General features: G+C 38.3%; 23 protein-coding genes. All 23 read left to right on the forward strand.

Features of this window, described 5'->3' with window-relative positions; all coding sequences use genetic code 11:
* Positions 1-79 precede the first annotated feature (79 nt).
* The 23 genes from rpmE to ACEPXG_RS03375 all read left to right on the forward strand — a co-directional run bounded on the left by rpmE (position 80) and on the right by ACEPXG_RS03375 (position 18,874).
* Positions 80-295 (forward strand): 50S ribosomal protein L31, encoded by a 216-nt coding sequence (gene rpmE / locus ACEPXG_RS03265; protein WP_391207475.1) that lies wholly within the window; start codon positions 80-82, stop codon positions 293-295.
* Positions 296-435: 140 nt separating this feature from the next.
* Positions 436-1,008 carry a thymidine kinase gene (locus ACEPXG_RS03270; RefSeq protein ID WP_391207477.1) on the forward strand — a complete coding sequence of 191 codons (573 nt, stop codon included), beginning with the start codon at positions 436-438 and terminating at the stop codon, positions 1,006-1,008.
* Between the two features lie 553 nt (positions 1,009-1,561).
* On the forward strand, positions 1,562-2,641 hold the full coding sequence (gene prfA, locus ACEPXG_RS03275; protein WP_391207479.1) for a peptide chain release factor 1: 1,080 nt from the start codon (positions 1,562-1,564) through the stop codon (positions 2,639-2,641).
* On the forward strand, positions 2,634-3,491 hold the full coding sequence (prmC, locus tag ACEPXG_RS03280) for a peptide chain release factor N(5)-glutamine methyltransferase (protein WP_391207481.1): 858 nt from the start codon (positions 2,634-2,636) through the stop codon (positions 3,489-3,491). The genes prfA and prmC overlap by 8 nt, the downstream gene beginning before the upstream one ends.
* A 44-nt stretch (positions 3,492-3,535) precedes the next feature.
* Positions 3,536-4,063, forward strand: coding sequence for a stage II sporulation protein R (locus ACEPXG_RS03285; protein WP_391207484.1), 528 nt, complete (start codon positions 3,536-3,538; stop codon positions 4,061-4,063).
* Positions 4,064-4,131: 68 nt separating this feature from the next.
* The gene (locus tag ACEPXG_RS03290; RefSeq protein WP_391207486.1) at positions 4,132-5,160 is read left to right on the forward strand and encodes an L-threonylcarbamoyladenylate synthase; all 1,029 of its coding nucleotides are present in this window, start codon (positions 4,132-4,134) and stop codon (positions 5,158-5,160) included.
* Positions 5,145-5,330, forward strand: coding sequence for a hypothetical protein (locus ACEPXG_RS03295; RefSeq protein WP_391207489.1), 186 nt, complete (start codon positions 5,145-5,147; stop codon positions 5,328-5,330). Before ACEPXG_RS03290 ends, ACEPXG_RS03295 begins: the two co-directional genes overlap by 16 nt.
* 70 nt (positions 5,331-5,400) lie before the next feature.
* A complete protein-coding gene (locus ACEPXG_RS03300) occupies positions 5,401-5,904 on the forward strand; it encodes a manganese efflux pump (RefSeq protein WP_391207491.1) in 504 nt (167 codons plus the stop codon).
* Between the two features lie 56 nt (positions 5,905-5,960).
* Positions 5,961-6,410 carry a low molecular weight protein arginine phosphatase gene (locus tag ACEPXG_RS03305; RefSeq protein WP_391207494.1) on the forward strand — a complete coding sequence of 150 codons (450 nt, stop codon included), beginning with the start codon at positions 5,961-5,963 and terminating at the stop codon, positions 6,408-6,410.
* Complete coding sequence (locus tag ACEPXG_RS03310) at positions 6,407-7,711, forward strand: methyl-accepting chemotaxis protein (protein WP_391207496.1); 1,305 nt, start codon at positions 6,407-6,409, stop codon at positions 7,709-7,711. Before ACEPXG_RS03305 ends, ACEPXG_RS03310 begins: the two co-directional genes overlap by 4 nt.
* 245 nt (positions 7,712-7,956) lie before the next feature.
* The gene (gene rpiB, locus ACEPXG_RS03315) at positions 7,957-8,397 is read left to right on the forward strand and encodes a ribose 5-phosphate isomerase B (RefSeq protein WP_391207499.1); all 441 of its coding nucleotides are present in this window, start codon (positions 7,957-7,959) and stop codon (positions 8,395-8,397) included.
* A gap of 14 nt (positions 8,398-8,411) precedes the next feature.
* Positions 8,412-8,957, forward strand: coding sequence for a TIGR01440 family protein (locus ACEPXG_RS03320; RefSeq protein ID WP_391207501.1), 546 nt, complete (start codon positions 8,412-8,414; stop codon positions 8,955-8,957).
* Positions 8,958-9,019: 62 nt separating this feature from the next.
* A complete protein-coding gene (glyA, locus tag ACEPXG_RS03325) occupies positions 9,020-10,213 on the forward strand; it encodes a serine hydroxymethyltransferase (protein ID WP_391209757.1) in 1,194 nt (397 codons plus the stop codon).
* A gap of 680 nt (positions 10,214-10,893) precedes the next feature.
* Positions 10,894-11,523 (forward strand): uracil phosphoribosyltransferase, encoded by a 630-nt coding sequence (gene upp / locus ACEPXG_RS03330; RefSeq protein ID WP_151698881.1) that lies wholly within the window; start codon positions 10,894-10,896, stop codon positions 11,521-11,523.
* 446 nt (positions 11,524-11,969) lie between these two features.
* Positions 11,970-12,344 (forward strand): ATP synthase subunit I, encoded by a 375-nt coding sequence (locus ACEPXG_RS03335; RefSeq protein WP_151698883.1) that lies wholly within the window; start codon positions 11,970-11,972, stop codon positions 12,342-12,344.
* A 26-nt stretch (positions 12,345-12,370) separates the two neighbouring features.
* Complete coding sequence (gene atpB, locus ACEPXG_RS03340; RefSeq protein ID WP_391207503.1) at positions 12,371-13,084, forward strand: F0F1 ATP synthase subunit A; 714 nt, start codon at positions 12,371-12,373, stop codon at positions 13,082-13,084.
* 68 nt (positions 13,085-13,152) lie between these two features.
* Entirely contained in the window at positions 13,153-13,377 is a 225-nt protein-coding gene (gene atpE, locus ACEPXG_RS03345) for a F0F1 ATP synthase subunit C (protein WP_053590520.1), read from the forward strand.
* A 118-nt stretch (positions 13,378-13,495) separates the two neighbouring features.
* Positions 13,496-14,020, forward strand: a complete 525-nt coding sequence (gene atpF / locus ACEPXG_RS03350) for a F0F1 ATP synthase subunit B (protein WP_391207505.1) — start codon at positions 13,496-13,498, stop codon at positions 14,018-14,020.
* Positions 14,017-14,553: a F0F1 ATP synthase subunit delta gene (locus ACEPXG_RS03355; protein WP_391207508.1), complete on the forward strand. Its 537-nt coding sequence runs from the start codon at positions 14,017-14,019 to the stop codon at positions 14,551-14,553. The genes atpF and ACEPXG_RS03355 overlap by 4 nt, the downstream gene beginning before the upstream one ends.
* A gap of 27 nt (positions 14,554-14,580) precedes the next feature.
* Positions 14,581-16,089: a F0F1 ATP synthase subunit alpha gene (gene atpA, locus ACEPXG_RS03360; protein WP_391207510.1), complete on the forward strand. Its 1,509-nt coding sequence runs from the start codon at positions 14,581-14,583 to the stop codon at positions 16,087-16,089.
* 44 nt (positions 16,090-16,133) lie between these two features.
* The gene (locus tag ACEPXG_RS03365) at positions 16,134-16,994 is read left to right on the forward strand and encodes a F0F1 ATP synthase subunit gamma (RefSeq protein WP_391207512.1); all 861 of its coding nucleotides are present in this window, start codon (positions 16,134-16,136) and stop codon (positions 16,992-16,994) included.
* A 62-nt stretch (positions 16,995-17,056) separates the two neighbouring features.
* Positions 17,057-18,445: a F0F1 ATP synthase subunit beta gene (gene atpD / locus ACEPXG_RS03370; protein ID WP_391209759.1), complete on the forward strand. Its 1,389-nt coding sequence runs from the start codon at positions 17,057-17,059 to the stop codon at positions 18,443-18,445.
* A 24-nt stretch (positions 18,446-18,469) separates the two neighbouring features.
* The gene (locus ACEPXG_RS03375) at positions 18,470-18,874 is read left to right on the forward strand and encodes a F0F1 ATP synthase subunit epsilon (RefSeq protein WP_391119973.1); all 405 of its coding nucleotides are present in this window, start codon (positions 18,470-18,472) and stop codon (positions 18,872-18,874) included.
* Positions 18,875-18,906: the final 32 nt, after the last annotated feature.

Here is an 18,906-nt window from a genome sequence, read left to right on the forward strand (position 1 = left end):
CCAACAATCGGATCGTGTAAGGTATCAGTATCATAACCAACTCTGTTCCAGATGGTTCAGGGCGAGAGGAGAGATAGAGATGAAAGCAGGAATTCATCCCGATTACAAAGAAGCAACAGTATCATGTTCATGTGGTAACGCATTTACAACTGGTTCTGTAAAATCAAACATTGTTGTCGAGTTCTGTAACGAATGTCACCCATTCTATACTGGACGTCAAAAATTCGCAGCTGCGGATGGCCGTGTTGATCGCTTCAACAAAAAATACGGTATCAAAGAAGAAATTAACGAATAATTACCAAGTACCTACAAAGCACATTGTGTTTTGTAGGTATTTTTATTTTTGTTATGTCATGGTCACCCACCTATGATATAAATAGATAGAAGAAATGGAAAAATATTAGATGAATAAAATGAAATGCAAGGAGAATTAGAATGGCGCAATTATTTTATAAGCATGGTGCAATGAATAGTGGCAAATCGATAGAAATTCTAAAAGTAGCACATAATTACGAGGAACAAGATAAACCGGTTATCATTTTTACACCTAGCATTGATACAAGAGATGAAATTGGGTATATCTCAAGCAGAATAGGATTAAAGAGAAAAGCTACTGCGATCTACGAGGATACAAATTTATATGAGTTGGTGAAAGACCATTCACCAAAACCGTATTGTGTCTTAATTGACGAAGTGCAATTTTTGAAAAAAGAGCATGTCTTACAATTAACAAAAATTGTGGATGACTTAGCTATTCCCGTTATGGGATTTGGATTAAAAAATGACTTCCAAAATGAGTTATTTGAAGGTAGTCGTTATATGTTAATATACGCGGATAAAATTGAGGAAATGAAAACAATTTGTTGGTTCTGCCATAAAAAAGCGATTATGAATTTGCGGGTAGATGAAAATGGACAACCTATCTACACTGGCGAGCAAATACATATTGGTGGCAACGATTCTTATTATCCAGTATGCCGAAAATGCCACGCCAACCCACCTTTATAACACATAGCAAAATCCACTTTATTCTATCCGAGTAAGGTGGATTTTTAATTTGGTTTGTGAATTTGGTCTCGGGTTGGTTTGAAGTGATCTTGCTTGGGAACAATTTCATCTCGAATCCACGAGAATTAATTTCCTTCTACCGTTTAATTGTGGATTATGGATAATAATGCAAGATAGTGCTTCACTCTATTCACTAGTTAGTCAATCTCACATAGAGTAAATGCTTTATTGGGAGATTTGGTTGCTTTGTCGGTTGAATTGATTGCTCATACGGATATTTGGTTGCTCTCCTAATCTAATTGGTTGCTCCTACAGTTGAAATGATTGCCCTTATCCATTTATATCCAGTAATTCAACATAGATGCTTCAATCGCACACAGATTAAACTCTTTATTGTGAGATTTGGTCTCGGGTATGCTCGAATTGGTCTCGCGCTGCCGTTATATGTAAACTAACAACTTACTTTGGAAAGAATATATAGAAAAAGTAGCGAGGACGACATTTTTTCTTTATAATAGGAAAGATATATACTTATACGAACGAGGTGAGCTCGATGTTTGATCGATTACAATCGGTAGAAGATCGTTATGATAAATTAAATGAATTGCTTAGTGACCCAGATGTGGTCAATGATATAAATAAGCTGAGACAATATTCAAAAGAGCAATCGGATTTGCAGGATACAGTGGACGCGTACCGTGAATACAAAGAGGTAAAAAGTCAACATAAAGATGCAAAGCTGATGTTAGATGAAAAGCTTGATGCAGATATGCGGGACATGGTGAAGGAAGAAGTAAATGATTTAGTAGCTCAAATCGAGGCATTAGAAGAGCGACTTAGGCTTTTATTAATACCGAAGGATCCAAATGATGATAAAAACGTTATTATGGAGATTCGCGGAGCAGCTGGGGGAGATGAAGCAGCATTATTTGCTGGCAATCTATTCCGTATGTACAGCCGCTACGCGGAAACGCAAAACTGGAAAGTTGATATTATGGATTCTTCTCCGACGGGGCTTGGTGGCTTCAAAGAAATTATTTTCATGATTAATGGGAATAATGCGTATTCGAAAATGAAATACGAAAATGGTGCGCACCGTGTACAGCGTGTTCCAGAAACAGAGTCTGGTGGACGTATTCATACGTCAACGGCTACAGTAGCAGTTCTTCCTGAAGCGGAGGAAGTAGAAGTGGAAATTCATGAAAAGGATATTCGTACCGATACATTTGCATCATCTGGTGCGGGTGGACAATCGGTTAATACAACGATGTCCGCTGTTCGTTTGACACATCTTCCAACAGGAATTACAGTTTCGATGCAAGATGAAAAATCGCAAATTAAAAACAAAGAAAAAGCAATGAAGATTCTTCGAGCGCGAGTTGCGGACAAATTCCGTCAAGAAGCACAAGCGGAATATGATGCTGTCCGAAAATCGGCAGTAGGTACCGGTGACCGCTCCGAACGAATTCGCACATATAACTATCCACAAAATCGTGTAACCGATCACCGTATTGGATTAACGATTCAAAAACTCGACCAAATTTTAGAAGGAAAGCTTGATGAAGTAGTCGATGCATTAATATTAGAAGATCAAGCAGACAAACTAGAAAGATTGAACGATACCAATGTATAAAACAATTTATGAGGCCCTAAATCGGGCTTCTTCTTTTTTAGAAGAAAACAATCGAGAAAAAGAAGTAGCTCGTTATATGTTGCAGTATGTGCTAAAGAAAAACTATTCACAATTGATGTTCGCAATGTACGAGGAGTTATCCGCAGAAGATCTTCAAACATTTTGGTCATATGTTGAAGAACATGCAACTGGACGTCCGTTTCAATATATTATTGGGCAGGAAACCTTTTACGGTCGAGATTTCTTTGTAGATGAAAGCGTATTAATTCCACGACCGGAAACAGAAGAATTAATAGAAGAAGTAAAAAAACGTGTAAAATCCCTTTTCGAAGCAAATAAAACCCTGCAAATTGCCGATATCGGTACAGGAAGCGGCGCAATTGCTGTCACTGTAAAAAATGAAATACCGAATGCAAAAGTTACTGCAACGGATATATCCCAACAAGCACTTGAAGTGGCGATGAAAAATGCACAGTTATTAGATGCAGAAATTCAATTCAAACTAGGTGATTTACTAGCGCCACTAGCCGATCAAAAATGGGATATTATCCTATCGAATCCACCATACATTGGTCAGCATGAAGCAGATTCTCTTTCCGATACTGTAATCGATTATGAACCACATTTAGCATTGTTTGCAGAGGAAGAGGGGCTACAATTATATAGAAAAATGGCAGAGCAGCTACCTTCTATGATGAATGTTCCTAGTTTCATAGGCTTTGAAATTGGCTATGAACAAGGGAATGCCGTACAAAGTATGCTTCAAACTGTATTTCCAACAGCACGCGTAGAAATAGTGAAAGATATTAATCAAAAAAATCGTTTTGTTTTTTGCACAATTACTGAATAAGTTATGAATCTATTGGTAACAATGTTCCTAAGGGGGAATGTTATATGTTACCAGATTATGAGATAAAGAGAGCTCCAAGTATTGGCAAACAAGTAGATGCGATTATTTTCTTCGTGTGGATGTTACTTCTTATTCAATTTTGTTTATTTTTCTTATTTCAATCGACCGATCAAGCAGATGGGTTACGCTTTCGATTGATCGCAAATAGTAATACAATGGAAGACCAACAGGTAAAGAATGAAGTGAAAAATAGTATTGAGCCTCTGTTGATCCAATATCAAAATAATCCACAAAGTTATGCAGAACTTGAACAAGTTGTGGATAAGTTATCAGAAAAGTTTGAACAAAAAATTTATTTATCCACAGGCTTTGCTTTATTTCCACCAAAAGTGTGGAATAAAGGAATAACTGCTCAAACAAATGTTGAATCTGTTGTGATAACAATTGGGAGTGGTCGCGGTGATAACTGGTGGTGTGCGTTGTTTCCGAAAGTGTGCTACAAAGAAGAAGTAGTGGAAGAGAAACCTAAGTTTTGGGTATGGGAATGGTTAAAAAAGAAGTTTTCCACATAATTATCCACAAAATTCAGAAAGTTATCAACAAATTGTGCATAAGTAAGACGGGAAGGAGAAAAAACGAGATGAAAACGCAAATAGTAATTGTGGATAACTTATCCACAAAAGAACAAGGTTACACACAAGCTGTGGATTTATTGAACCTTGGTGAAACGGTCGCTTTCCCGACAGAAACTGTATATGGATTAGGTGCTGTTGCAACGAATGAGAGAGCAGTAAGTAAAATTTTTGAAGCAAAGGGAAGACCACAAGATAATCCACTTATTGTGCACATCGGTGAAATAGAGGAACTCGAGTCTTTCACGAAGAATATCCCGCAAATAGCGAAGGATTGCATGGATGCTTTTTGGCCAGGCCCACTCACGCTTATACTTCCCCTAAAGCCAAATTCACTAGCAAAAAATGTATCAGCTGGACTAGATACAGTAGGGGTTAGAATGCCTGAACATCCGGTAGCGCTTGAATTACTTAGACGTTTAAAACTACCCGTTGCCGCTCCGAGTGCAAATAGAAGTGGAAAACCAAGTCCTACGAAAGCGGCACACGTATTCCACGACTTGAACGGTAAAATCCCTTTAATAGTAGATGGTGGGGCGACAGGTATTGGCTTAGAGTCAACAGTACTAGATATCACATCCAAAGTACCGACGATTCTTCGTCCAGGTGGAATTACAAAAGATATGCTTGAAAAAGTAATTGGTCCAATCAATGAATCAAAACCGACAGATCATGCGGAAGCACCTCGTGCACCAGGTATGAAATATGCTCACTATGCACCAAATGCCCCTGTCTATTTAATTGGAAATTCCAAACTAACCGTGCGAGATGCGGTTGAAAAAATACATAGCGATTCTCAAAAAGTAGTTTTAATCGCAAGTGAACAGTATGCTGATATCGGGGTAGATTACTTTTTTTCATTGGGAAAAGAGAATCAATTACAAGATGCGGCACATTTATTGTATGAAGCATTAAGAAGTTGTGATGAAACAGATGCAGACTTAGTGCTTGTTCCTGCTTTCTTAAAAGAAGGAGTAGGAACCGCTATTATGAATCGATTAGAAAAAGCTGCAAACGGCAATTGGTACGGCAAGTAATTTCGGTTCGCATTGATATTCGACCGATTGGATTCGGTATTCAACCGATTTTTAGCTGTATTCGACCGATTTTAGTAGAATACGACCGATTACCAGTAATATTCACCCAATTGTCGATATTATTCGACCGTTTCACCTATTTTAGCTATGCAGAGGTAAACGGTTCTTAAAAGGTAGCAGTGTATTCTCTCCTATCTATTTGCATATAGTTAATTATGCAAATGGACAGGGGGGATTTTTTTGTGGCGTGAAATTTTAGCAGGCGTTTTAATGTCTGTAGACGTGCTTATATTGTTTTCACTTGTATCGTATCGAAAGCAAGTTTTTACCATTGCTGCGTGGGTAGCTTCATTACATATGCTTTTCCCTTTAATCGGTTATTACGCTGGAATCGTTGTGCAAAACTATTTGCAACATGCTAGTCCTTATTTATCTGGAGTTCTTCTTTCGTTAGTTGGTTTACAAATGATTATTACGCAATCTCCTAAACAAGTTCCGCTATTCTCTCCTTATCTTCTTGCGATGGTTGCAAGTATTGATACCTTTTCAGTAAGTATTTCATTTGGTATGCTTAAAGTGGAAAAGTTTATATTTATCTTAAGCGCTGGAATCTTTTCTTTTTTGGGTGTATTTATTGCTCAAAAAGTCATTTTTAAGCATGCATTTATGAATCGAGCGATCATTATGCGTCTAGCAGGACTAGTTCTTTTATTGATGGGAATTCTGACTTTACGAAATATTTAACAATATTTAAAACATTTATAGGACTAAATATTATATACTAGAGATGGGGAAATAGAATGATAAATATATTGTTTGTTTGTACGGGGAATACGTGTCGCAGTCCGATAGCAGAGGCGTTATTGAAGGCTCGTTGTTTAGATGATGTGCTAGTTCGTTCGGCAGGTATTTATGCCGTGAACGGAGGAAACATTTCTCTTAATGGGAAATTAGTATTAGATAATGCGCTAATACCGTTTACTCATGAAACAACTGCATTAGATGAGCAATTAGTAGATTGGGCAGATCTTATCTTAACGATGACATTTTCTCATAAACAAACAATCATTCAAGCATTTCCACATACTAAAACCAAGGTGTATATGTACAAAGAGTTTGTAACACCCCAAAATGTACAAGATGTATCAGATCCTTATGGTGGGGACCTGTGTACATATGAAAACACATTTCAAGAACTACTTGTACTGACAGATGAACTAGTGAAAAAACTCAGGGGGGATTTGGGATGAAAGAGAAAAAGAAGAAGTATGCATTCGGACTACAAAAAAAGATTGTATTATTTGTCACTATTTTAGCTATTATTACATACACAACAAGTGCAGTTTTTATAAATTTCATACAACCGTTAATATTTGAAAGCGCAACAAAATCATTTAACTTTGAAATAGCTATGTATGCTTTGGGTATTTTTTGGTCTGCTGTATTAGCTTATTTTTTCAGTGGGGTAATTATAAAGCCTTTATTTAATTTAGAAAAAGTTGCAACCCTTGCTTCAGAAGGGAAAATTGGTGTGGACGTAAATGTGCCTAAGTCCAAAGATGAAATTCAATCTGTCGCTATTGCTTTCCAAACAATGCTTGTGAACTTAAGAGAAATGGTCCAAAGTATTGAAGCTAATTTTGAGAAGACAAATAATACTGTCCAGCAATTATCGGAACAATCGTCCGGTGCTTCTGTGCAAGCTGAGGCAATCGCTCATACAATTGCACAAATTTCTCAAGGTGCAGAGCAATCAGCGGTAGCAGTACAAGAAACTGCTGAATCGGTAGAAGATGTAAGAGTACTAGCTTCTGAAGTAAATAGACGTGCAGAAGAATCTTCTGTTCAATCAAAAGAAATGATTGCAGGCCTAGCACAAACTACAGAAGTCATTGAGTCACTTGTAAATGGTATTCGTAAAATTGCCTCTGGAAGTGAAGCAGCACTTGGAAATGTCCAACAGTTGGAAGAAAACGCAGGAAAAGTAGAAAGTATTATTCAGCTAGTAGGGGATATTGCAGCACAAACGAATCTACTGGCACTAAATGCATCCATCGAAGCAGCGCGTGCTGGGGAGCATGGAAAAGGTTTTGCAGTTGTCGCAGAAGAAGTTCGCAAGTTAGCGGATGAAAGTGCAAAAGCTGTTCAAGGTATTTCCAAATTAATCCTTGCTATTCAAACAGATGTGCAAACAGTTGTGCAACAAATGACTAACCAAGTTAGCTTTGCGGTAGGGGAAGCCAAACGAGTATCCGATACAAACGCAGCAATCGAGGGGATGTCCAATAAAATCCATAACATGGCTGGGTCTGTTGTCGAAATATCTACACTCATCGAACAGCAATTAACAAATATTGAAAGTACTGCTCGTCAATCGCAAGAAGTAGCTGCAATTGCAGAAGAAACATCAGCAGGTGCAGAAGAAGTAAGAAGTGCCACAGATGAGCAAGCGCGCTCAATCGAACAAATTGACCATTTATCTGAAGGTCTGAAACAACAATCAGAGGAGTTATTCAAGGTTATTTGTCAATTCGATCGTACCTCGCAATAACTTTGTATGATAGGTAATAGAAAAAGAAGCTTGTCAGCGATATATTCACGAACATAAATAATGAAAATATAATTATAGTTCGTTTTTAAAAAGGTTTTAATGAAGATAATGAAGTGAAATTAGAAAAATGGCAGAAATTAATCCGATTCTTTGTATTGAATACAATTCACTTTGTGTGAATTGTATTTTTTTATTCTGAAAAATGGTATGATTAATTAGAATTTAAACAGAAATGAGGGAACGAGTTGAAAATAGCCATTTCTTCCGATCACGGTGGTAATAACCTACGTAAAGAAATTATTCAACAGCTAGAAGAGCTTGGACTTTCCTATGAGGACTTCGGTCCAACTAATGACGATTCAGTCGATTATCCAGACTATGCGATGCCGGTTGCAGAAGGTGTTGCTAGTGGAACTTTTGATCGTGGAATATTAATTTGTGGTACAGGTATTGGAATGTCAATTGCAGCAAATAAAGTAAAAGGTATTCGTTGTGCATTAGTACATGACGTGTTTTCTGCAAAAGCAACGAGATGTCATAATGATTCTAATGTCCTTGCGATGGGTGAACGAGTTATAGGTCCAGGACTTGCAAGAGAAATCGTTGCAACATGGCTTGGTCAAGATTTTGAAGGTGGACGCCATGAGCGGCGTGTTGAGAAAATTACTGCATTAGAAAAAGCATAAAGAGGTGATTTCGGATGGAAGCAAAACATTTGTGGAAACAACAAATAGAACAGCTTCTACTAGAAGTGGAGCAGCAAGTGATTTTAAAAGAAAATGATTTATTTGTCATTGGTTGTTCTACTTCTGAAATTATCGGCGAGAGAATTGGTACTGCTGGTGGCATAGAAGTAGCGGAAGTTTTATTTGAACCATTACAAGCATTTGCGAATCGACTTAAAGTACACTTAGCATTTCAAGGCTGTGAACATATAAATCGAGCAATTACAATGGAAAGAAAAACGCAACTCTTCTATCGATTACCGGAAGTCTCTGTTATTCCAGTTGTTCGCGCAGGCGGTTCTATGTCTGCTTATGCGTACACTCAATTTCAAGACCCTGTAGTTGTCGAGCATGTGCAAGCACAAGCCGGCATTGATATAGGACAAACCCTTATCGGTATGCAATTACAACCAGTTGCTGTACCGATTCGCGTGTCCACAAAGCAAATTGGGGGAGCAGTCGTTACGATTGCGAAAACACGTCCGAAGCTAATTGGCGGAGAGCGTGCATTTTACGGATGATATTGGAGGAGGAACTAAAAGTGGAGAAAATTTTATCACAAGATCCAGCAGTATATGAAGCTATGCTGGCGGAGAAAAAGCGTCAACAAGCTAATATTGAGTTAATCGCGTCAGAAAATTTCGTATCCGAAGCAGTTATGGAAGCGCAAGGATCGGTACTTACAAATAAATATGCAGAAGGCTACCCAGGTAAACGCTACTATGGTGGTTGTGAGTATGTAGATATAGTGGAAAATATTGCTCGTGATCGTTTGAAAGAAATTTTTGGAGCAGAACATGCAAATGTACAGCCACATTCAGGTTCACAAGCAAATATGGCGGTATATATGACTGCTTTACAACCTGGTGACACGATGTTAGGTATGAATTTGTCACATGGTGGACATTTAACGCATGGTTCTCCTGTAAACTTTAGTGGAATTCAATATAACTTCATTGATTATGGTGTAAGTAAAGAAGATGAAACAATCGATTATGAAAACATTCGTGCAATTGCATTAGAACATAAACCTAAAATGATCGTTGCTGGAGCAAGTGCGTATTCACGTACAATTGACTTTGCTAAATTCCGTGAAATTGCAGATGAAGTAGGAGCATACTTATTTGTTGATATGGCGCATATTGCAGGTCTTGTTGCAGCAGGACTTCATCCAAACCCAGTACCACATGCTCATTTTGTTACTTCAACTACACATAAAACATTGCGCGGACCTCGTGGAGGATTAATCTTAACGACGGAAGAATTTGCTAAGAAAATTGATAAAACGATTTTCCCAGGAATTCAAGGCGGTCCACTAATGCATGTTATCGCTGCAAAAGCTGTAGCATTTGGTGAAGCACAACAACCGGAGTTTAAAGATTACCAAGCGCAAGTAATTGCAAATGCTAAAACACTAGCAGATAGTTTAACAGCAGAAGGTATTCGTATTGTATCTGGTGGGACGGACAATCACGTGATGTTATTGGATGTTTCAGCTTTGGGATTAACTGGTAAAGTAGCAGAACATGTCCTTGATGAAGTTGGAATTACAGTAAATAAAAATACCATTCCTTTTGATACAGCAAGTCCATTTATCACATCTGGCGTTCGAATAGGTACACCAGCTGTGACAACGCGTGGATTTAAAGAGGAAGAAATGAAAGAAATCGCTTCTATCATTGCAAAACTATTGAAAAACCACGAAGATGAGGCAATCTTAAGAGAATCGAAAGATAAAGTTGCTGCATTAACTTCTAAGTTTCCTTTATATAGTTAATAGTTTAATAGTTAAAAGCTACTTTTCGTTTTGAAAAGTAGTTTTTTTATGCGCGTGTCCCAGAAGTGCCACAAATATTAGCCACCTGGATTTAGCGCTCTGGCATCCATTTTCCGTATGAAGGGGCGCTTGAGATAACTCCTTCGCTGCGCTTTTCAATTAGTCTCGGGTGAGAAAGAATTGGTCTCGCTTTCTGATGAACTGGTCTCGGGTCTGGGGTAATTGGTCTCGCCTCTGAGTAAATTGGTCGCGGGTTCAACACAATTGGTCTCGAAGTGCCATTAAATGCAAAAAAAATGAGCCGGTTGAGTGGCTCTTGATTTCTAAATAGACATCTTGGGTAATGAAAAAAAGTAATTCTAATGAATCTGTTAATAAATAGTCGCTCCTGTGCAAGGTCGTCGCAAAAAAAAATCGACTGCGGTTGCTTGTTTTATAGAAGATTCTCTCTTCTTGCGAATTGTAGTTATCATTTTTGGGCAATATAATGGTAATTGAAATTTAATTAAAAAATATTTGAGAAAAGTTTGTTGTTTAATTGGTCAAGATTTTTATTTTTACAAACTGATGACGCCAAAGAAATAGACGCAATAGTAAGAACGGAGGATTGCTAGTATATCACCCGCGATTTTTGGTATAATTAGTAGAATTGCAACTAAAACGAGAAGGAGATATGCCATATGACAAAAGTATTTGTATTTGATCATCCACTTATTCAACATAAACTTACATATATCCGTGATGTAAATACAGGAACAAAAGAATTTCGTGAACTTGTAGACGAGGTAGCTACATTAATGGCTTTTGAGATTACACGTGACTTACCATTAGAAGAAACAGAGGTAGAAACGCCAGTCCAAAAAACCAAATCAAAAGTGTTGGCAGGTAAAAAGTTAGGGATTGTGCCTATATTACGTGCTGGTATTGGAATGATTGATGGGATATTAAAACTTATTCCAGCTGCAAAAGTAGGGCATATCGGTCTTTACCGTGATCCAGAAACACTACAGCCAGTTGAATATTACGTAAAACTTCCTGCGGATGTAGCAGATCGTGATTTTATCTTAGTTGACCCAATGCTTGCAACAGGGGGTTCTGCAATTGAAGCAGTGAACTCATTGAAAAAACGAGGTGCAATACATATTAAGTTTATGTGTTTAATCGCGGCTCCTGAAGGTGTGGAAGCATTGCAAAAAGCGCACCCTGATGTGGATATCTATATAGCAGCATTAGATGAAAAACTGAACGACCATGGCTATATCGTTCCAGGTTTGGGAGATGCAGGGGATCGCTTGTTTGGAACAAAGTAAAAAAGTGAATATTTTCCTGCTCTAAATTTGTCGATAAGATGTCAAATAGACGGTATTTGTGAAGAATTTCACTACTTCTAATTGACATCATTTTGCCCCTATTGTATGCTTACAAAGGATATAAAATGATAGGGGTTTCATGTTTGAAATACTTGTCGTATCAACTTCCTACTAGATTCACAGTTTTTACTTTAAAAGAAAAAACGTGAGTATCCTTTTATGCGTCCCAATAGACGCCCGTTACAAGGGATAGCAATGTATTTTTGCGAATCTCTCACAGCTTGTCGGTTCTATCTTAATAGATATATTCACAGGAATGTGGATAGATAATATCTATTAGAACCACTCCATTATTTTTAGTAATAAGTTTGCTCGCAGGCCTTATGGTCGGTGTGTTTGCCATTATTACTACCATTCGAAAATATGATTCAGGAGACTAAAGACTAATGCATGAATTGCAACGTATCTTTACGAAGCAGAAAAAGTACATATTTTTTTTGCTCGCAGTATGTGTGCTAGGTTGGGGATTCACCCCATATTCGACAATATTTGCAGGCTTAGCGCTAGGTTCTTTATTTGGTCTGTATAATTTCTGGATTCTAGTACGTAGAATGGAGAAATTTGATCGTGTGTTAACAGATGGAAAAGGACGAGCTGGTCTCGGGACAACTTTCCGCTTCGCATCAGGAGTGGCTGCTGTAGCGATAGCTCTAGCATTACCAAATTATATTCATCTAATAAGCACAGTTATTGGATTAATGATACCCTATGTTCTACTAATAGTAGAACGAATTATGTATTACACAAAACACCAACTATGAGAACGTGAAAGAGAGGTGAAAGAATCGTGGAACATGCAAATCCAACGTTCGAGTTTTTAGGGATGTATGGTAACTGGTCAAATATATTAATGCTTGCCGTTACTACACTAATCGTATTTTTGATCGCTTTTATTGCGACAAGAAACTTGAAACTGAAACCAACTGGTATGCAGAACTTCATGGAGTGGATTATGGACTTCGTGAAAGGCATTATTAAAAGTAACTTTGATTGGAAAACAGGCGGACAATTCCATGTTCTTGGAATTACATTGATCATGTTTATTGCAGTAGCAAACGTATTAGGTCTTCCATTCTCCATTAAGTATGATGGAGTACTTTGGTGGAAATCACCAACTGCAGATCCGACAGTAGCAATGACGCTATCAGTAATGATTATCCTTTTAACGCACTATTACGGAATCAAAATGAAAGGTTTCAAACAATACAATGTAGATACGTATTTAAAACCACTACCATTTTTATTTCCATTGAAGATTATTGAAGAATTCGCAAATACGTTGACACTCGGTCTTCGTCTTTACGGTAACATTTATGCAGGGGAAGTTCTACTAGGACTACTTGCAGGTTTAGCAGTATCAGGTCCATTAGGCTTTTTTGGAGCAATTATTCCAGCAATGGCATGGCAAGGTTTCTCGCTATTTATCGGCGGAATCCAAGCGTTCATTTTCGTTATGTTAACAATGGTTTATATGTCACACAAAGTGTCGACAGACCATTAATATAACTGCTTAAATTCTTAAGCAGAAATAAATAAAAACAAACAACATTCCAAGGAGGAAATTACACAATGGTAGGTTCAGTTGGTCTTTTAGCAGCAGCTATAGCAATCGGTTTAGGCGCACTTGGTGCAGGTATTGGTAACGGTTTAATCGTTTCAAAAACAGTAGAAGGTATCGCTCGTCAACCAGAAGCACGTGGAGCTTTACAAACAGTTATGTTCATCGGGGTAGCATTAGTTGAGGCGATTCCAATTATCGCAGCAGTTATCGCTTTCATCGTATTAAACAAATAATAACTTAATGGCGGGTTTCTATCCGCCATTCTCTTTATGAATAAGAAAAAAATGCATACTAACTTACATTATATAGAAGCAAGATCTCTTAATAGCGTTTGAAAGGAGTGAAACAATCGTGTCTTTTGATTACCTTGTACTTGGTGCGAGTGCCCATGATGGGTTAAATCTTTGGGATATATTAGCTACATTATTCTTCTTTGTTCTACTTTTATTTCTATTAAAGAAAGTAGCATGGGGTCCACTGATGGGTATTATGATTCAACGTGAAGAGTTAATTGCAAGCGAAATCGAAGCAGCTGAAAATAGCCGCCAAGAATCAGTGCGTTTACTTGAAGAACAACGTGACTTATTAAAAGAAGCACGTACGGAAGCATTAGCGATTGTAGAAAATGCGAAGAAGCAAGGCGATGCATCTCGTGAAGAAATTATGACGACTGCTCGTTCTGAAGCTGTGCGTTTGAAAGAATCTGCTATCCGTGAAATCGATACAGAAAAAGAAAGAGCGATTGCAGCAGTACGTGAAGAAGTCGTTTCACTTTCAGTACTTGCAGCGTCCAAAGTTCTTGAAAAAGAAGTTTCGGAAGAAGATAATCGTGCGCTAATCGAGGCAACGATTGCGAAGGCAGGCGAAGTTAATTGAGCAATTCAACTGCCGCAAAGCGTTACGCAATCGCATTATTCGAACTAGCACAACAAAAAAATGAGCTTCGTTCTGTTGAAGAAGATTTACGTGAGCTTAAAATTGTCTGGAATACAAATAAAGAATTGAATACACTATTCACTTCACCTAAGTTATCTCTAGACAAGAAAAAAGAGCTTATTCGACAAATCTTTACAACTGCTAATCCAATTGTGATTAATACACTTCTAGTGCTTATTGACAAAAAACGATTAGGCGAAGTGGGCAATATTATTAATGAGTTTATGACGCTTTCAAATGAAGCACAAGGTGTTGCAGATGCGAAAGTATATTCAACTCGTGCATTAACAGAAGAAGAACGTACGAACATTTCAATTGCATTTGCAAAAAATGTTGGTAAACAATCTTTACGTATAGAAAACATTGTAGATCCATCAATTATTGGTGGGATACGTGTTCAAATCGGAAACCGCATTTACGATAGCAGTCTAATCACTAAATTAGATCGTTTAAAACGTAACTTGATCGGTTAATATTATGAATTTAGAGAGGTGACATACATGAGCATCAAAGCTGAAGAAATCAGTGTCTTGATTAAACAGCAGATTGAGAATTATGAATCTGAGATGAAAGTTAGCGACGTTGGTACAGTTATCAAAATAGGTGACGGTATCGCTCTTGCTCATGGCCTCGACAACGTCATGGCCGGAGAACTCTTAGAATTCTCAACTGGTGTTATGGGAATGGCACAAAACCTAGAAGCTAATAACGTAGGTATCGTTATTTTAGGACCATACTCAGACATTAAAGAAGGCGATGAAGTACGTCGAACTGGCCGTATTATGGAAGTTCCTGTAGGTAAAGAATTGATTGGCCGCGTAGTTAATCCACTAGGTCAACCAGTTGATGGACTAGGTCCTATCGCAACTACAAAAACTCGTCCAATTGAAAGTCCTGCACAAGGGGTTATGGCACGTAAATCGGTTCATGAACCACTTCAAACAGGTATTAAAGCAATTGACGCACTTGTACCAATCGGACGTGGACAACGTGAGTTAATCATCGGTGACCGTCAAACAGGTAAAACATCTGTAGCGATTGATACAATCCTTAACCAAGCAGACCAAAATATGATTTGTATCTATGTTGCAATCGGTCAAAAAGAATCGACTGTACGTAACGTTGTAGAAACACTTCGTAAAAAAGGTGCATTAGATTACACAATCGTTGTAACTGCATCTGCATCTCAACCAGCTCCATTATTATACTTAGCTCCTTATGCTGGTGTAACAATGGCGGAAGAGTTTATGTTCGATGGCAAGCATGTTCTAATTGTTTATGATGATTTATCAAAACAAGCAGCTGCTTACCGTGAGCTTTCTTTACTTCTTAAACGTCCTCCAGGTCGTGAAGCTTATCCAGGGGATGTATTCTACTTACACAGTCGCCTTCTTGAACGCGCTGCGAAGTTAAATGAAACACTTGGTGCAGGTTCAATCACTGCATTACCGTTCGTTGAAACACAAGCGGGAGATATCTCTGCTTATATTCCAACAAACGTAATTTCTATTACAGATGGTCAAATCTTCTTACAATCTGATCTATTCTTCTCAGGCGTACGTCCAGCAATCAACGCTGGTTTATCGGTATCCCGTGTAGGTGGTTCAGCACAAATTAAAGCAATGAAAAAAGTTGCGGGTACGCTTCGTCTAGACTTAGCTGCATTCCGTGAACTGGAAGCATTCTCTCAATTTGGATCAGATCTTGACGCTGCTACTCAAGCAAAACTTAACCGTGGTGTACGTACAGTAGAAGTATTAAAACAAGACTTGAATAATCCTATTAAGGTAGAAAAACAAGTTATTATTTTATACGCACTTACTCGTGGCCATTTAGATGATATTCCGGTAAAAGATGTTACTCGCTTCGAAGCTGAGCTTCATAGCTGGTTAGATTCAAACCACACAAACGTTTTAGATCATATTCGCACAACAAAAGATCTTCCTTCAGATGAAGACTTAACAAATGCAATTGCTGCATTCAAAAAGACTTTCGCTAAATCCGAATAATTCTTTTGTCTAAGTGAAAAAAACAATAAGGTGGTGAAATACCAGTGGCATCATTACGCGACATTAAAAGTAAAATTACGTCAACAAAGAAAACTAGTCAAATTACGAAAGCTATGCAAATGGTTTCTGCTTCTAAATTGAACCGTGCGGAGGAAAATGCGAAAGCATATGTTCCTTACATGTCGAAAATTCAAGAAGTAGTAGGTGCAATTGCTACAGGAACAAGTGATGGTGGACATCCAATGTTAACTTCTCGTCCTGTCAAAAAGACTGCATATCTTGTCATCACTGCAGATCGTGGTTTAGCAGGAGCTTATAACAGTAACGTAATCCGTGCTGTATCTAATGCGATTGCTGAGCGCCATGCTTCAAATGAAGAGTATGTAATTTTGGCGATAGGTCGTATGGGACGTGACTTCTTCGTAAAACGTGGTTCGAATGTAATAGAAGAAGTTATAGGTTTACCAGATCAACCTGCTTTTTCTGATATTAAAGAAATCGCGCGCAGAGCTGTTGGTATGTTCACGGATGGTACATATGATGAACTTTATATGTACTATAACCACTTTGTCAGTGCCATCTCTAGTGAAGTTACGGAGAAAAAGGTACTGCCACTTACGGATATTGCAGTAGAAACAGGCACAACCGCTTCATACGAATTTGAGCCTTCAGCTGAAGCAATTCTTGAAGTGTTACTTCCACAATATGCGGAAAGCCTAATTTTTGGTGCATTACTCGATGGTAAAGCAAGTGAACATGCTTCTCGTATGTCTGCGATGAAATCCGCGACAGACAACGCAACTGATTTAATAGGTAACTTAACATTAGTTTATAACCGAGCACGACAAGCGGCAATTACACAAGAAATTACGGAAATTGTTGGCGGTGCAGCGGCTCAAGAATAGTAAATGATAGAAAAGTAAGACAGGAGGGAACAGCAGTGAACAAAGGACAAGTACTACAAGTAATGGGTCCAGTTGTTGACGTTAAGTTTAACAATGGCCAATTGCCAGCTATCTATAATGCATTAACAGTAGCGATTCAACGTCCAAATGAAGCGCCTACTACATTAACATTAGAAGTAGCTCTACACTTAGGAGATGACTCTGTTCGTACTATTGCAATGGCATCTACTGACGGCCTTAAGCGTGGTACAGAGGTTATAGATGCTGGTACAGCAATTTCTGTTCCAGTTGGTGACGTTACATTAGGACGTGTATTCAACGTACTAGGTGAAGTTATCGACTTAGGAGAGGAGATTCCAGCGGGTGAGCGTCGTGACCCAATTCACCGTCAAGCTCCAACATTTGAAAACCTTTCAACTGAAATTGAAATTCTTGAAACAGGTATCAAAGTAGTAGACCTTCTTGCTCCATATATTAAAGGTGGTAAAATCGGTCTATTTGGTGGTGCTGGTGTAGGGAAAACAGTTCTTATCCAAGAACTTATCAACAACATCGCACAAGAACACGGTGGTATTTCTGTATTCGCTGGTGTTGGTGAGCGTACACGTGAAGGAAATGACTTATTCCACGAGATGAGCGATTCTGGCGTTATTAAGAAAACAGCAATGGTATTCGGACAAATGAATGAACCACCTGGAGCACGTATGCGTGTAGCTTTATCTGGTCTTACGATGGCTGAATATTTCCGTGATGAACAAGGTGCAGATGTACTTTTATTCATTGATAATATCTTCCGTTTCACACAAGCAGGTTCTGAGGTTTCGGCTCTTTTAGGTCGTATGCCATCAGCAGCAGGTTACCAACCTACACTTGCTACAGAAATGGGTCAATTACAAGAGCGTATCACGTCAACTAACACTGGTTCTGTAACATCAATCCAAGCGATTTATGTACCAGCCGATGACTATACGGATCCAGCTCCTGCAACAACTTTCGCTCACTTAGATGCGACAACTAACTTAGAACGTAAATTATCTGAGATGGGTATTTACCCAGCCGTGGATCCTTTAGCTTCTTCTTCTCGTGCGCTTTCACCAGAAATCGTAGGAAAAGAGCATTATGAAGTAGCACGTCAAGTGCAATATACATTACAACGCTACAGAGAGCTTCAAGATATCATCGCAATCTTAGGTATGGATGAATTAGGTGACGATGACAAGTTAACGGTTAACCGTGCTCGTCGTATTCAGTTCTACCTATCTCAAAACTTCCATGTTGCAGAACAATTTACTGGTCAAAAAGGTTCATACGTTCCTGTTAAAGAAACAGTTCAAGGATTCAAACAAATTCTTGAAGGTAAATATGACCATCTTCCTGAAGATGCTTTCCGTTTAGTTGGACGCATTGAAGAAGTTATTGAAAAAGCTAAAAGCATGGGCGTAGAAGTATAATAAATCGGACCAGGAGGTAAAAATATGAAGACACTTACAGTCAATATTGTCACTCCCGACGGCCCGGTATACGATTCTGAAGTAGACATGATGATCGCTAAAACAGCATCTGGTGAAATCGGTATTTTACCTGGCCATATTCCAATGGTTGCACCTCTTGTAATCGGTGCAATTAAGTTGAAAAAAGATGGTAAAACAGAGTATGCAGCAGTCAACGGTGGTTTTATTGAAGTTCGTCCTGAAAAGGTTTCGATTTTAGCTCAATCATCTGAAGTTGCTTCAACTATCGATCTAACTCGTGCAAAAGAAGCGATGAAACGTGCAGAAGAACGTCTTCAAAGTAAGCAAGATTCAACTGATTTTAGTCGTGCTGAACTTGCCTTGAAACGTGCGATGAATCGTATCAACGTTTATGAGGGTAACATTTAACTTTATTTTTCATGGCAGAATAAAGTTATAGT

Source organism: Psychrobacillus sp. L4, from assembly GCF_042944905.1.
Taxonomy (GTDB): Bacteria; Bacillota; Bacilli; order Bacillales_A; family Planococcaceae; genus Psychrobacillus.